The following is a 16,502-nucleotide window of genomic DNA, read 5'->3' as shown; positions in this document are numbered from 1 at the left end:
AAAAGTACACAAAAAGTATAGATTAGAAAAAAATGCAATAAAAAAGGGTTGCCAAATGTATCTATTGGCAACCCTTTATATTCTTTATTATAGTCTAAATTACTTCATGGCAGCTTTCACCTGCGGAAGCATCTTTTTCACGTTCTCGTTTTCTGGTGATATTTTGGCAGCTTCTTCCAGATAATCTACTGCTTCTTTGAATCTTGCATCAGCTTTTTCTTTTTCTGCAGCATATTTGTCAGCATCTGAATTTGCCAAAGGAGCAGCTTTCTTCAGGATATTAGCACCATCATTGTAGCAAAGAACTCCCAAGCTATACAGAGCATTTGTCTTATAAGTCTTGTGATTCAAAGGAATTACTTTCTTGAAGTTTTCTTCTGCGTCTTCAGCCTTACCAGCCTTTTGAGCAGCAAGCCCTGCTTTCAAGAAATGAAGGCCATAGTTCTTGATCATTACCTTATTGTTCGGATCAACTTTCAACCCTTCTTCCAATGTAGCAACGTATTCGTCAGTCTTCTTCAATGCATCCAAAGCTGAAGCCTTACGTGCATATGCATTTCCTGTATTGAACTTCTTTTCGATTGCTATATCAAAATATGTAACTGCTTCAGCATACTTCTTTATTTCATCAGCAGCCATACCACAATAATACGCTGTTGCTGAATCTTGATTATTAGTCTGCTTCAAATATTCACTAAATTTAGCGTACGCCACAGGATAATTTTTGGCATTGAATGCATCATTTCCTTCTTTCTTAATTTGGTTAGGGTCGGTTTGAGCAAAAAGGTTAGCTACTGTAATACAAAATGCGAATAAAAAAATAAATTTCTTCATAACTTTATGTGTTTTTTAGTTGTTTATCGCCCAAAAGTAAGCCTTATAATACAAAAACACAACCCTATTTAAGTTTTTTGAGCTTTTTGAAACCTATATAACGTTCGTTATTCTTCGTGAAAAGAATGATTCAATACTCATCCATACTATAACAGAGAAATAGACAAAATATTATACCTATATAAATTACTGATTCATAGCTATAAAGAAAAATATGAATAAAAAAGTGTCGGAAAGTTTTTGAGATTTCATAAAAAGCACTACCTTTGCATCCGCAAATAAGGATGGTTCCGTAGCTCAGCTGGATAGAGCAACGCCCTTCTAAGGCGTGGGTCAAGCGTTCGAATCGCTTCGGAATCACTTAAAGGGAAGCTCTGATTATCATATAGATTAATCAGAGCTTTTCTTGTAACTGTACGTTTAAAACACTTTCATTAACATTTTAACCCTACTGACAAACCTGCAAATGTATAATAGATGTGTTTTATTAGGTTCAAAATCACAAATATGAACAGCTGATAATAAGCGGTTTTCTATTACGATTCGTGCTAACATTCTAAGGAGTGAGTCAAGCTTCAAAGGCCATTTCTTATTTATGAAAAACACTTTTATGTTCCTCTCTTTTAGTTATAATTCTACATTCTCCCATTTCAAGATAACATACTGATTTACCATAGGTTTTATCATAACCCAGTTTTTCTAGCATTTTCATCAATCACAAAGTTGACTTCTACAAAGTCATAACTTAAGCTGAATTGAAGAAAGTTGTTCGAAATCAAAGAAAAGTAAGAAAACATTTGATTATATTCATAATTGTGTGTTCTTTTGTCATAGTATAAACAATAAAAACACAGAATCATGAAAAAGGTATTATTTATCATAATAGCAATATTTATTATTGGATGTGGCAACAAAAAAGAATATAATGATAAATTAAAGAAAACAACGGAAGTCATGGCAGAACTTACATATTTTAGCGGGCATATAGCAGATGATTATACAGAAGTTTGGAGAACTGCAATATATGATAATAGATACCAAGGAAATTACTGTTCTGATTTTAACGAAGCATTATCAAAACATATGGAGTTTGTTAAAGGAACATCTTTATATCAAACCATTCATCTTAAAAAAGATACATTAGATATGTTAATCAGAGAATTGAAAGAGTATCCATCTGAATATGAAAAAGCCTATAATGAAGCTGTATCACTTTATACAGATGTTGACCAGCTAACTGGATATGCCGATAGTCCATCTGGCTCATTGAGTTCATATTCTGCCTTAACCTCTGATTTAGTAATATCTATTACAAAGAAAATCAAAGAATTTAGGCTTAAACATGTTGAATAAGAATAAAAACTACAATAGAAAGAATAGCATTGTAAGTGCTCTAAACTCACGAATATTTTATCAAAGCAGTAAATTAGCAAAGTCACAATAATAGTAAATGTAAAAGTTACTTTTTAACTTTTAGAAAAATAAGAAATATGGAAACAATCACACTAATCACATCAGTTATCATTATTACATTTGGAGTATTACAAATCATTCTATTCTTCAAAGTTTGGGGAATGACCAATGATGCCAAAAAGATAAAGAATACAATTCAAGCAAGCGGATATCCATCCGGCATTTCTCCTGCTAAAATAGAGTTTATCATAGGAAATGTTGAAAAAGCTAAAGAAATGGCATATAGAGAATTCCTTTTTGATGTATACAAAATATATTCAGAAGTCTCAGCTAATACATTTATGTCAGAGGACATTGAATACACAAAGAAGTTTAGTATAATAGAAAACAAATACAAAAAAAGATATGACAACGCTTCATCATTTATAGAATTCAATAAATTTTCCACTTTTGAAAATGCTAAAAAGGTATTTGAATAAAAGCATATATATAATACAATGAAAAAAAACTTTTTATTCGTGACAATTATCCTAATATTTATAGGATGTTCTCAAAAACGCAGTAATCCAGATATGGTAATTTTAGATAATGACTATTCTAGATTAGAATTATCAGCAGATACTGCTTTCAACGGAGTTAGATTTGAAATTTCATATGAGCAAGCATTCAGCACTGAATTATTTAATAAAACAGAATATGATCATATTCTAATATTTAAAGACAAAAACATAGGGGACTTTGAATATGAGTTAGTAACAACACAATTTTATAAAGATTCCCTTTATCTTATCCAAATATATTCATATGAGACAAATGCATACTTAAAAGCGACCAATAAAAATAAGAACAGTGTTTGCGACTATTTCTATAATTTAGATAAACTTATTTCGTCTAAATATGGTGATGCTGAAATTATCGGAAAACCATATTCACTTGTAAGAGATGAATTAATCCCTGGCACAGTAAGATGGTGTAATATATGGGAATCGTCAAACAAAACAATAAAGATAGGAATAGAAGAATCTATACAAGGTGATAAGTATAGAGTTGTAGCCAATATATACAGAAACAATCTATTCAACTCTCAAAAAAATGAAAACGAAAGTAGGATTTCACCTCCCAATACTAAAGAATTAAATAATAAATTTTAGAATATAAAATGCTACAGCTTGACTAAATTCAAATCATTTTGGATTTACAGATTTAAACGCTGAACGTTTATTGATAACGCTGAACTCTAGGATCTATACAAATAATAAATTCTAGAGTTCAGCGTTTAAATTTATTTCAATATCAGGGTACCTTCTAGTTTACAACGAAAGCTATCACTCAAAGGCTGTTTCTTATTGGTAGAAACCACTTTGATTTCATTCTCTCCCGGTTGTAATTCCACATTCTTCCATTCTAAAATAGCGTACTGGTCTGCTGTCGCTTTACCACAACTTTTGCCATTTACAAACAATTCAGCTTCAGGCTGATTGGTGAAGGCAGTAATCGTTTGTAGGCGTTGGGAACGTACAATGTTACGTTTGCCTGTTAGATGGAGCATTGGTTCTTCCTTATTCCAATTGGCTTTGTAGAAATAGAAAGCGTCTTTACGGACTTTTCGGTCAAAAGTAACCAAGCCTTTGTCGTTAATACCAGGACGATCGCCCTCTGTACGGTGTGCAGCGCCAAAATCAAACATATTCCAAACGAAGCTTCCCCATACATATGGGCGGGAAGAAATTTCTTTCCAGTTTTCAATATGATAAAATGTTTGCCAGTTTTCCGGGTGCCACCAACTGGTAGGTACAGTTTTCGTTAATGAATCCTGTTGATGATAGATGCTGGCACCGGCACCGTATTCGCTGATAGCAATACATATTTCCGGGTGTTTTTTATGCATGCTGTCAAGCCATTTACCCAAATCAGCGGGAGTACCACCGTACCATCCGTCATAACGATTCCAGGCAATAGCATCCGTAATGAAGTTTAAATCTCCCATTTGGTTACTTGCAGAGGTGGTAGGTCGTGTGGTGTCTTCCTGATGAGCCAATACGTTCAGTTCTTTTATATATTCCACCGGGTTATCTCCAATCTCTGTCAACTCATTAAACAGCCCCCATACACAGATAGAAGGATGATTATAGTGTTGACGAATCAGCTCTTTAAGTTGTTCTTTACCATTGGCACGGAAAGCAGGCAGGTCTACAAAACCTTTGTCATTGTATCCGCCGGGGCCAACGAAAGGAATTTCAGCCCACACAATAATACCATTCTTATCCATCAAGTCATAAAAATAGGTAGCTTGCGGATAATGCGCCAAACGAACGGCATTCACTCCCATTTCCAGCATCAATGCAGCATCCTCATCATGATGTTGAGTTCGTAAAGCATTTCCGACCTCACTCCTATCCTGGTGACGACATACTCCCTGAAGGGGTAAATGTTTTCCATTCAGGAAGAAACCCTTATCGGGGTCAATCCGATAAAAGCGAAGCCCTAAAGGTTGCGTAATACAATCTACAATTTTACCATTCCGGGAAAGAGAGATTTCCGTTTGATAAAGAAATGGGTCTTGACGCCCATTCCACAAATGGGGTTGACTAATTTCAAATACAAGTTCCTGCTGCACAGTCGAAGTACCGGAAAGAGCTACCTTTTTCACTCCTTCTTTCACAACTTTTTTTCCATCCAGGAGACGGATATTGAGTTCTACTTCTTGATTAGCAGTATTTCCGTTTGATAAATCAACAAGTGCACGTACTTTGGCATATTTATGGCTCACACTATCCTGTATGAGACGTACTCCCAGAGAGGCATAATCCAAAGGAGAAATACACGTTTCATCAGTTATCATCAAATGCACATCCCTGTAGATTCCACCGTAAAAATTAAAATCACCCACCAAAGGCATGATATCCAGTTGTTCTCCATTGTTCACCCGTACTAATATAGAGTTCTCTTTCCCATACTCAACCTTTCCAGTAATTTCAAAGATAAAAGCTCCATACCCTCCGCGATGCTCACCGATATGACGACGATTTATAAAAACATCAGCAATACTGTTCACTCCCTCAAAGCGTAGAAAAAGACGCTTGCCTTTCCATTCGGGACGAATAAATAGTTTCTTTTCATAATTGCCAATGCCTCGTTTATAGTCTATTTTACCGGATAAAGCATCCTGCGCATTCCAGGTATGGGGTAAGTCAACCCTTACTTCCGTTCCCTTCTGCACCTGATGTGAGAACCGGAACTTCCAATTATCATTTAATAAGATGTCCTGTCGCTGCGCAAACGTAGACAGACTATAAAGCACAAATAAAACAACCGCCAACAAACGGCTGGAGTGTAAAAAACATGTTCTCATACTATTTCTTTAATGATGTTTTCTTTACTTTGATAAAAGAAGATAATGATTCAACTTTTTCTTTATATTTTTTCTCATTTACCCGATTCTTATTTTCCTTTTTATCAATCCGGTGGTCAAACAGCATGCTTGCTTTCTTCACGTCACCTTTCATCCATTCAGCATAGCTATAACGCTGGTCAACAGCATTATCTCCCCCCTCCCATTGAATATAAACTTCCTCTTTAGTCTTAGCCTTCAAGTTCTTGAAAACTCCGGCAAAGCTTTGGCCGCTCAGTTGTTCAGCAGGTACAGGAAGTTTGCAAAGTTCGCATAAAGTGGGATATAAATCAACAAATTCTACCATAGATTTTGTTTCTCCCTTTTTCGTTCCTGGTACACGGATAATTAACGGCACATGAGTAGAAGTATCCATCAGATTATGCTTTCCTACAAAATCATGTTCGCCCAAATTCCACCCATGATCTCCCAACAGAACAACAATCGTATTCTCTGATAATCCCAACTCATCCAACGCATCCAATACCTTTCCTATTTGCGCATCCACATAACTCAAACAAGCATAATATCCATGCTTTACTTCCCTCTGAAAATCAATATCACTCGTATTCGTAACCCGTGCATAAGCGTAAATCTCTGACGAATTACGCACCTGTTCCGGCAATCCTTCAGGTCTGAAACGATTGGTAGCCATGGGAATTTCGTCACGTTTGTATAAATCCCAATACTTCTTCGGAGCATTAAACGGCAAATGAGGTTTCCAAAAACCACAAGCCAGGAAGAAAGGTTTACCTATCTCCTTCATTCTCTTTAAATCACGAATTGCCCGGTTCGCCAACTTACCATCATCATAGGCAGTATCCGGCACATCGGCAGACTCACAGAAAGGCCCCCGCATTGTTTTCGGATTAATCGTCTTCCCCGATTCCGAATTCATCCAAAGTTCCCATTTGTTATATTCCGCCCAGTAGACATCATATCCATCCGGATGATTCCGATTAGGCGGTTCACTCCACGAATCAGCATGGTCGCTCATATGATGAAACACTTTTCCATCCGAAACAGTATGATAGCCATTCTGTGTAAACCATCCTGAAATAGGTATTGCCTCGGGACAATCTTTGCTGGCATAAGCAGAGAAACTGATAAAACGGTTTGGATACCGGGGATATACACCTGTCAATAAACTGGCACGGGACGCTCCACTCACGGGTATATTGCAATAAGCATTCTGAAACAAAACACCGCTTGCAGCTAAACGATCCATATTAGGTGTCTTCACTTCCTTTACTCCATAACAGCCTAACTCGGGACGCATATCGTCCGCCATTATGAAAAGAACATTCATTTGGGATACATCCTGTTGTGCCCGCATCATAGAAGAGAAACAACAAGCCGTTCCACAAAGAAGAGTGTATTTTACAGAGAATTTATTCTTCATTTTACGTGTTAAATTTTAAAGACCTGCAATATACTAAAATATTACAGGTCTTGTATATATTATTAACTCAAAATTACTTAGTCCATACCGGATTTTGTTCCAGATTTGTATTCAGAGCCAATTGCTTCAATGGCAACGGATAGAGATAATAATGTTCCTGCCATCCGAGCGGAGTATCATAGAAGTAAACATAACCGTCATCAGCGCCCATACCACCTGTTACTTTCAGCTTCTTGGCAGCAGCTTCTGTCACATAAGCACCTAATGGCTGTTTATTGACATACTCTCCTTTTTTCCATCTGCGCAAATCATCCAAACGGAAACCTTCACCCATCAATTCTACACGTCTTTCCCTACGCACTTCCCATAAAAGAGCAGGAACGGAAGGATCACGGTCCGTATCAAAATTATCACCAATATCGTTCACTATCATTTTAGCAACTCCGGCTCTTGCGCGAAGTTTATTGATTGATCTGTCAGCAGCAGGCTGGTCTAATTTTCCCAGTTCGCACATAGCTTCGGCATAATTTACCATCACTTCGCCTACACGGAATAGTGGAGCATCTGTTGTATTTACACCATTGGCATTGGTTGCTACTGTATGAGTATTGTAATATTTCCAAACCCAAAATCCCATTTGCGAAGCGTTCCAACCTTGTCCCCAGTTCATATTCTTGAAGTGCGGTTGTCCCTGAACTGTAAATCCTTTAAAGTTGGAAGATGGCAAGCGGTGATAAGTTTCACCGGAAATCGTAGCTATAAGATCAATAAACTCTCTATCTTCCGCATTAGCCGTATATTGCCAGTCAGGTGTACTCGGACCTTTATCCTTCTTCACCATATAGGGAGGACATATCGTGAGATACAAACGATAGTCACGGTCACGGAACTGTCCGTAAATATCCCTATCACCACCATAGTTACTTGTTGTCGTGCTGACAGGCCGCCCGTCCTTACATAAATAACTGTCTACCGCATCCTTCGTAGCTTCAATATAAGATTCACCGGTACGTACCATACGTGTCAGGCCATGCATTAACTGTCCGGTTTCATAAGCTTTATACAGAAGAACTCCTGCTACTCCATCCAACGTTTCCGAATTAAACAATTCATCATATTGAGGATGTACGTTCGGATACTCTTCTATTACATCTCCGGCAGCACGGGCACATTCTTTCAAATAAGTATCCGCATCTGCCAACCCATGATATTTTCTCCAAGTACCTTCAAACAAAGCGAAACGGGAAATAAGAGCCTTCACCACATACAAATTAATCGTATTTTTGCCATCGACCAAAATATCATTGCCAATGTGCTCTTCCGCGTATTTCAGATTGGAAAGAATATTGGAAGCCACCAAATCACGGCTGTCCCGTTTTCCATAAAGCTCCGGACTCTCCTCCGTCAAAGCATGTTCCACCCAGGGAATATCACCGAATTTGGAAAGCATCTGAAAATACTTATAAGAACGGAAGAAATATCCCACACTTCTCCAATGTTCCTTTTCCGTTTCGTTCATTTCCGATTTATCAATATTATCAAGCAGCAGATTGGCACGGCGAATATAATCATAATCCCAGTCTGTAGATTCATCCTTAGCCTTTGCCTTCCGGTAAGCCCATTGACCTTCATATCCGGCCAATCCTTTTATCATATTATCCGATTCAAAATCGCCACGGAATATTTCATCCGTCTGTCCCGTATTATACGTATATCCGAAAAACACATTATACAGTCCCCATGCATACGTTTTAAAATTATCATTGGTAGTGAAGACTGACGCTTCCGTTTGCTGTCCCTTCGGATAAACTTCCAGGAATTCGTCATTCAAGCAAGATGACATCAACAAACAAAGACTAACGCTTGCACATAGTATATATTTACTCATAATAATTACTCTTTAAGATGTGATACAATTAGAATGAAACGTTTATACCAAACGAATACTGTCTCATATACGGATAGGTAAAACCGCGTTGTCCCAAATCATCCGTTACAGAGCGTTCCGGGTCGAGTCCCTTCGGCAAATGGTCGAATGTGTAAAGATTCTCACCACTAAAGAACACAGCCAGATTATTCACTCCAATCTTACTAATCCACTTGGACGGGAAATTATAAGAAAGCGTTATATTACGAATACTCAAATATGATCCGTCTTGCAAATAACGAGTTTGAACACGTGTATTGGCAGCAGTGTTTCCGGCAGCTTTCTCATAGATACGCGGGAAGTAACTATCCGTATGTTCCGGAGTCCAATAATTCAATTGCGAATCGTAAACAGTAGTCCAGGCATCATAATGCGGATAGAACAAGTCATTCATCACCCACAAATCCCGTTTGCCTACTCCCTGCAATAAGAAAGACAGAGAGAATCCGTTCCAATTTGCGCTACCATGAATACCATACTGGTAACGGCGGGTATTATTACCGATAATCTTACGGTCGCCCGGATCTTTCGTCGTACTCGTACCGCTATTGATGATATTATTACCATCAAGGTCTTTATACAAGATATCTCCCGGATTCGGATTATATTCTTCCACCTTGGCAATGCCCGGTTTAAGCTTTCCACTCTCGTCAAAATCATCCACAGTGTACAAACGGTCGGTCACATATCCCCAGATTTCACCCAGTTCCATACCTACACGATAAGTATCTTTATCATTCTTATCCTTACCAAACAAACCTGTTTCATTATTGTATTTGGTAATCTTCGTCTTTGAATCATAAAGATTGAATCCCAAATTATATTTTACCTTGCCTATCTGGTCATTCCAATCCACTGAAATTTCCCAGCCTTTGGAACGAAGGTCGGCCGTATTCTGTAAAGGAGCGCTTGCACCCAATACACCCGGAAGTTCAGCTCCCGGAGCAAGCATACCTTTCGTATCCCTGCGATACCAATCGAATACCACATTCAGCCTGTTGTTCAATAATCCAAGGTCGAAACCAACATCAATCGTCGTAACTTTTTCCCAAGTAAAACTATTGCTTACCAAAGCAGCAGGTTTCAGGGTGGTCACTTTGATACCGGAAACAGTCCAGTAAGCCTGTTCGGCATCCATGCCGGGAATATATGCATAAGGAGTGATGCTCTGATTACCAATATTACCCCAGGAACCACGCAATTTCAGGTTAGACAAAACTGTATTCAACGGCTGCATAAATGCTTCTTCACTAATACGCCATCCGGCAGAAACCGAAGGGAAGAATCCGAAACGGCTATTCTTCGGGAACTTGGAAGAACCATCATAACGTCCGTTCGTTTCAATCAGATACTTACCTGCGAACGAATAGTTGATACGATAGAACAAACCTCTTACCGTATAACGCTCGAATTTATCCTTGGCAAAATAATCACCCGTTGCCTGTGAGATAGAAGGCAAATCCTCATTAATCATATTCATGCGTGACATTTCCGCATACCGGTAATCACTGCTTTCCTGATTGAAGCCGCCCATGACAGTCACATCATGCTTACCCCATGAATTATTATAATTAGCATAGAAGTTCAATGCATTATAATCAGTAATACCATCCGAATATTCATACTTGGAGTTTGCAGTAGAAACCTCTTTCACAAAATTGCCACCATGTGCATAATAGAATTTCTTATCAAACTTCGTTTTTTCATTGCTCAAATGATTGAATGTATATTCACCAATCAACTTGACATTCTTCAAAGGAGTAATAGTGACTTTACCGAAAATGCGAAGATTATTTTTCTGAATAGTAGTCGGATAAGCCAGGTTTATCACATTTCTCGGAGTGTTGTTCGGCAGATCTTCACCATCAATATTCATTGTCCCGGTAGGAAAATAAGAAGGAAATGCAACAGCCGCTCCCCAAATACCGTATGCAGCGGAAGTTTCCGGCAATGAAGATTTAGAATTTGTATATTTAATATCCAATTCGGGAGTAATCCATGAGAACACATCCGAACGAAGATAAGAAGAAACATTGTAACGCTTGTACGTATCCTTATCCGAAGCAAGTACACCATTTTCATTCACCATACCGAATGAGAAACGATAAGAAATATCCTTCGTACCGCCGCCTACCGAGATATTGTGCGTTTGCTGAAAACCCGTCTCCATCATATCATCGAAGAGATTTGTTTCTGCCAGGCTATACCTGAGCCCGTCCACCATTGCATACCCATCAGGATAAGCAGACGGATTGGCATTATACTCCTTCAATAAGTCCAGCCAGGTATCTACGTTCTGACCACTCTGATAATTGATAGTTCCCATATCTTTATAAGCCTGTACCGTCTGAAGCGGAGTAGCCTTATGCGGCATATTGGCCGGTCTGCTAAATGAGAAGTTATTTGAATAATTGATAGAAAGTTTAGTTGCGTCCGAGCCTTTCTTTGTCGTAATCAAAATTACACCAAATGCTGCGCGTGCTCCATAAATAGCAGAAGAAGCCGCGTCCTTCAAGACAGTTACCGACTCGATGTCGTTCGGATCAAGCATATTAATATCCATCTCCACGTTGTCTACCAACACCAACGGTTTTCCATTCTTATCCAAACTATTGACACCACGGATATTGAAACTCATTTCTTCACCGGGTCTTCCTGAATTGCCCGTAATCTGCAAACCGGGCATCGCTCCTTTCAAGGCATCACTAACAGATACCACAGGACGGTCGCCCAATACATCATCCATCTTCACGCTACTAACCGCGCCGGTTAGGTTTGCCTTCTTCTGTACACCGTAGCCTACAACTACCACTTCGTCTATCAGACGGGTATCTTCTTTCAGCGTCACATTAAGAGGCCGCTGTTCTTTTACCACTACTTCCTGGGTAGCATATCCAATATAAGAAACAGATAAGCGGTCATTCAAAGTAACCATCAATGAGAAGTTACCATCCATATCCGTAATAGTGCCTTCCGTAGAATTCAACACTTTTACATTTGCGCCAATCACTCCCTCTCCCGTAGGATCGGTGACCCGACCTTTCAAGACAAATGATTTTCCCTGTTCATTTTGAGGAGTCACTGCATGGAACATAATTACCCTGTTTCCGTTCACTTCATAACTGACATTCATACCTGCCAGCAACTGTCCCATTGCATCATTAATCGTACCGTTGCTCATATTCACAGAAACCTTTCTGCTCAAGTCAATATCATTATTACGAATCAGGAAAGAATAATTTCCCTGTTTCTTGATGACTTCAATGGCTTCTTTTAAAGTAACGTTATCTACTTTTACGCTGAATCTCTTGCTCTGTTCCTGTGCCGATAGCTGATAGCCGGCTAAAACGTTTCCGACAGACAACAGCAAAAACATTAATAATATTCTCTTTACTATTAATCTCATATTTTTCACTATTAAAGGTTAACTAATATCTTTCTATATATCGACGAACCGCCCGTATATCTACCGGTCATGTTCCCAACCATATACTGTATCTTTCTTTTATTTTACCTCCTTTTTTTATCCGTTATAAAGATCGTGTCGCCACTCACTTTCCATGTATATTGCTTTTCAACGTTGATTTCTTCCAATATATCATTGATACTTTGATTACTATTGAAGCATCCTGAGAACCGTTCCTCTCCCAAACGTTCACTCTCGATTCTGATCTTCACCTGGAATTTCCGTTCCAGTCGATGCGCAATATCCGCAAACGAAACATTATCAAAGGTCAAGCCTCCGTCCAGCCAATCACAGGCAGTACTCGCATTCGACTTCATCTTCTCCATACGTCCCGTATTCTTATCATACAAAGCCTGTTCGCTGGGGAATAATTTCATCACAGAACCGGACGAAGCAGACAGATTGACACGGCCCTCCAACAAAGACACCATTACATAATCATCGTCATCATAAGCACGAACATTAAATACCGTTCCCACTACCCGCACTTGTACACCATTCGTATTTACAAAGAAAGGAATCTCCTCATTTTTTGCCACCTTAAAGTAGCCTTCACCATCCAAAGTGACATCACGTCCACGGATACCAAAGCCGCGGTAATAACGCAACACCGAACCTGCATTCAAAGAAACTTCCGTTCCATCGGGCAGCACAATATTTGTCCGCGAACCGGCAGGCACCTTGATTTCATAAGGTGAATCCGCTTTCGTATATACTTCCGTAAGATTCTCAGTGTAGTTATACCAGAAATAATTGCAACCTATCAACAGGATAATTGCAGCAGCCACCTTCAGCCAAACAGGAATCAACTTCCGTGTCCGGACAGTTTTCATTTCAGAAGCAGCGATTTCTTCTTTTATATGTGACAGATTGGTATCCTCATTCTTAGCAAATGCAGGAACAGAAGAAATAGCCCATACGGCAGACATTTCCCGGAAAGTTTTAGCAGCATCCTCATTAGATGCCAAAAATGCAAGCAAAGTCTCTTTTTCTTCCTCCGTACAGCTACCGGACAGATAATTGCTGATCCGTAACTCCAATTCCTCTATATCATAAAACTTATTCATAAAGCGTACTTTTTCTATGGGTGTATATAACTAGATACGCAAAAGAAAAAAATACGTTTAAAAGAAATGCGATTTTTTTTAGAGAAACATCAAAATAGCTATCATATACGGTGTACCAAGTGATTCGCGCAGCTTGGTCAATGCTATTTTCATCTGTACTCTTACAGTTGCAACATTGATATTCTGCTCTTCTGCAATTTCACTATACGATTTGCCCTCGTACAGGCTTGCTTTAAATATGGCACGGCATTTGGCAGGAAGTTCTTCCACTTTCTTCATAATGATCGCGTTCATTTCGCTGCGTTCCAAAGCCTGCAAAGGATTATCGGAAGAAAGAATATGATTTTCGAGAAAAGCCCATATTTCCTCCATCTGCTCCGTCATCATCGACTCATTGAAATAAGACGAACGGAGATAACTGATACTTGCGTTCTGAATGGCACGCCGCAAATACGGAAGAACGGGATGAGTGATATGACGACGGTTCTGCCAAAAAGCTACAAAGACATCGTTCACAATTTCTCCGGCCACCCTCTTGTCATGTACATAATAAACAGCTATCGCACACAGATAAAGATAGTACGTATGATAGATTTTATCAAATGCCTTTGTATTATCGTGATTCAGTTGTTCGATTACTTTTTCAGAAATTTCCGGTAGACTCATTCGCTGTTTTTCTTTAAGGAACGATTGCAAATATAGCGATTAATTCAGAGAAACAAAACTCCGATTGATGAAACCGAAGTATTGCTATCCATCTATAATTACAAGCCTACCGGTATTTTCAGCAAATACCAAACGATAAACAGCAATGTCCACGCAAATAAGATAGCCAATGAATATCTCCAGGTATATTTTAGTAATGTACCATAAGTGATCTGCTTATCATACTGACGCATATAAGTCAGCACTAAAGGCATATAAAATAAGAAAGGCGTAATGGCATTTGTCGAACTGTCTCCGATACGGAAAGCACATTGCGCCACGTCGGGAGAAATACCCATCTGCGCAAACATCGGAATAAAGATAAAAGACATAAAAGCCCATTTGGAAGTGGCAGATACCATAATCAGATTGATAAATGCCGTAAACAGGATAAACAAGACCAAAGCCGCCAATGGAGCCGGCTCAAAAGAAGAAACCAGTTCGGCACCCATAATGGCAAGACACTTGTCCAAATGCGAATATTCGAAACAGGCAAACATTTGAGCAGCAAAGAAAGCAATCACGAAATAAACGCCAAGAAGCTTCATTGGCTGCGTCAGTCCTTCAATCACATCATTATCCGTGCGATAGCGACCAGAACTGAAACCATACGCCATGCCCGTGATACCTGCTCCCAAAGAAAGAAGAAACAAAATACCAGCAATGAATGGCGAATGCATCAAGCCACCATTCACACCGCGCAAAATTCCATAAGAAGAAAAAGTAAGCCATAAAACAAGAACTACATAGACAGCCGCCACCATAATAGAAATCATGATCGCCCGTCTCTCTTTGCGTGACAGGGGACGATAGGCTTCCACCTTTACACTTCCTTCGTATTTACCCAACCTGGGAAGAAGCCATTTTTGAGTCACCCAATAAACAATGGCAGTAATAACTACCGTAGAAGCACTCATAAAGAAGTAATTGCAAAGAGGTTCCGTATTCCCCTGATAGCCTGTTTGAGCCAATGCAGCTTCCTGCGTGGTATGAGCCAGCAACGGGTCCATTGTACTCAACACAATATTGGCGCTGTATCCGCAAGCAACGGAGACATAAGCCGTCACAATTCCCGCAATCGGATGAAGCCCCACCCACTGAAACAGCATGGCGGCAATAGGTAATAAGATAATATATCCACCGTCACCAATAGCATTCGACAGCAATCCGAGAATAATCACCCACAAAATGATTTTCTTCTTTTCCTTCCGGTTCCCCACCCCCATACGGATGCACGCATCAATAAAGCCTGAATGTTGGGCAACCCCCAGTCCGAACATGGCAATAATCACCATGCCCAACGGAGCAAACCCTGTAAAGTTCTTGATAGCGTTCCTCAACCACCAGCGAATTCCTTCCGGACTCAACAGGCTTTGCACACGAATATCCTCGCCAGTCTGTGGCAATGTCACTTTCAGTCCATAGATATCACATATCCATGAAAGAAAGACCACTGCCATTGTCAGCAGCATGAACATCGTAGCAGGATGGGGCATACACCATTTTGTCTTCATCGCTTTTCAGGTTTATTCTTCGTCGATTTTCCTTCGTTATTCTTCGTCGGGCTCCAAATTATCCAGATCAATAATACGTAATTCCAATGCACGGACAGCCAACCGGGTAGCATTCACTCCCACCCGCTCACCATTCGGGAAAAGACGTCCGATAAGATCATTCTGCCGTTTTTCCAATGATTTCACGCCGAAGGGCATACCTTTCAGGTTCGCAATCATCTCCTTCGTATATCCCAAAGCCAGATGGCGGAGAAAACGCTCGTCATATTCATCAATATCATAGCTGATTACCGCTTCCTGACGTTTCGCGTCATTGGCAACAGACTTCTTGAAACGCTCTACAATCTTTTCCAGAATGGGATAGTTAAATACCAGCTTCTTACCGTCCATCACAGCCTGTACATCTGTCTTGGTTAGCAGCTCTCCCGTTTTGAGGATAATTCCGTCAGCACCGGCATTCAGTACATCCACCCACAACTTTTCATTCAGAATCTCACCTGTGAAAATCAGTACGCGAACACCTTTATAGCGTTTGAATATATTCCGGCAAATATCGACTCCGATAGTAGTAGAACCACCCAATCCCAAATCCAGCAATACCAAATCAGGAAGCTGCGCTTCCATCAACGGCCAAAATTCGCTTTCGGTCATGGCAGTACCGATCACTTCCGCATTCGGTATTTCGTGGCGGAATATCTCCTCCGTACCTTTTAACTCCAGTTTTACATCCTCTACGATAATAACTTTAAACTTCTGTTCTTCCATTTCCTTATCTAATAACTT

General features: G+C 39.6%; 12 protein-coding genes and 1 tRNA gene. 4 read left to right on the top strand and 9 right to left on the bottom strand.

Annotated elements, in window-relative coordinates:
• Positions 1 to 99 precede the first annotated feature (99 nt).
• Positions 100 to 834, bottom strand: coding sequence for a hypothetical protein (locus tag HC965_RS08705; RefSeq protein WP_191031124.1), 735 nt, complete (start codon positions 832 to 834; stop codon positions 100 to 102).
• Between the two features lie 286 nt (positions 835 to 1,120).
• Here HC965_RS08705 and HC965_RS08700 point away from each other — a divergent pair.
• The 4 genes from HC965_RS08700 to HC965_RS08685 all read left to right on the top strand — a co-directional run bounded on the left by HC965_RS08700 (position 1,121) and on the right by HC965_RS08685 (position 3,398).
• Positions 1,121 to 1,194: transfer RNA gene (locus tag HC965_RS08700), tRNA-Arg, on the top strand.
• Positions 1,195 to 1,692: 498 nt separating this feature from the next.
• Positions 1,693 to 2,187, top strand: coding sequence for a hypothetical protein (locus HC965_RS08695; RefSeq protein ID WP_191031123.1), 495 nt, complete (start codon positions 1,693 to 1,695; stop codon positions 2,185 to 2,187).
• Between the two features lie 137 nt (positions 2,188 to 2,324).
• Entirely contained in the window at positions 2,325 to 2,726 is a 402-nt protein-coding gene (locus HC965_RS08690; protein ID WP_191031417.1) for a hypothetical protein, read from the top strand.
• A gap of 18 nt (positions 2,727 to 2,744) precedes the next feature.
• A complete protein-coding gene (locus tag HC965_RS08685) occupies positions 2,745 to 3,398 on the top strand; it encodes a hypothetical protein (protein WP_191031122.1) in 654 nt (217 codons plus the stop codon).
• Positions 3,399 to 3,529: 131 nt separating this feature from the next.
• Here HC965_RS08685 and HC965_RS08680 read toward each other — a convergent pair whose 3' ends face one another.
• From HC965_RS08680 to HC965_RS08645, 8 genes are all read right to left on the bottom strand, one after another.
• The gene (locus HC965_RS08680; protein ID WP_191031121.1) at positions 3,530 to 5,599 is read right to left on the bottom strand and encodes a glycoside hydrolase family 2 TIM barrel-domain containing protein; all 2,070 of its coding nucleotides are present in this window, start codon (positions 5,597 to 5,599) and stop codon (positions 3,530 to 3,532) included.
• A 1-nt stretch (position 5,600) separates the two neighbouring features.
• The gene (locus HC965_RS08675; RefSeq protein ID WP_191031120.1) at positions 5,601 to 7,040 is read right to left on the bottom strand and encodes a sulfatase; all 1,440 of its coding nucleotides are present in this window, start codon (positions 7,038 to 7,040) and stop codon (positions 5,601 to 5,603) included.
• A gap of 73 nt (positions 7,041 to 7,113) precedes the next feature.
• Positions 7,114 to 8,928 (bottom strand): RagB/SusD family nutrient uptake outer membrane protein, encoded by a 1,815-nt coding sequence (locus tag HC965_RS08670; protein ID WP_191031119.1) that lies wholly within the window; start codon positions 8,926 to 8,928, stop codon positions 7,114 to 7,116.
• A gap of 28 nt (positions 8,929 to 8,956) precedes the next feature.
• On the bottom strand, positions 8,957 to 12,343 hold the full coding sequence (locus HC965_RS08665) for a TonB-dependent receptor (RefSeq protein WP_191031408.1): 3,387 nt from the start codon (positions 12,341 to 12,343) through the stop codon (positions 8,957 to 8,959).
• Positions 12,344 to 12,477: 134 nt separating this feature from the next.
• Complete coding sequence (locus tag HC965_RS08660) at positions 12,478 to 13,500, bottom strand: FecR family protein (RefSeq protein WP_191031118.1); 1,023 nt, start codon at positions 13,498 to 13,500, stop codon at positions 12,478 to 12,480.
• 78 nt (positions 13,501 to 13,578) lie between these two features.
• The gene (locus HC965_RS08655; protein WP_191031117.1) at positions 13,579 to 14,166 is read right to left on the bottom strand and encodes an RNA polymerase sigma-70 factor; all 588 of its coding nucleotides are present in this window, start codon (positions 14,164 to 14,166) and stop codon (positions 13,579 to 13,581) included.
• 98 nt (positions 14,167 to 14,264) lie between these two features.
• Complete coding sequence (locus HC965_RS08650; protein WP_191031116.1) at positions 14,265 to 15,719, bottom strand: AbgT family transporter; 1,455 nt, start codon at positions 15,717 to 15,719, stop codon at positions 14,265 to 14,267.
• Positions 15,720 to 15,755: 36 nt separating this feature from the next.
• Positions 15,756 to 16,484: a DUF5932 domain-containing protein gene (locus HC965_RS08645; RefSeq protein WP_191031115.1), complete on the bottom strand. Its 729-nt coding sequence runs from the start codon at positions 16,482 to 16,484 to the stop codon at positions 15,756 to 15,758.
• Positions 16,485 to 16,502: the final 18 nt, after the last annotated feature.

The sequence above is a fragment of the Bacteroides sp. GM023 genome, assembly GCF_014750685.1.
Classification (GTDB): Bacteria; Bacteroidota; Bacteroidia; order Bacteroidales; family Bacteroidaceae; genus Bacteroides.
This window is presented reverse-complemented; position numbering and strand designations above follow the sequence as displayed.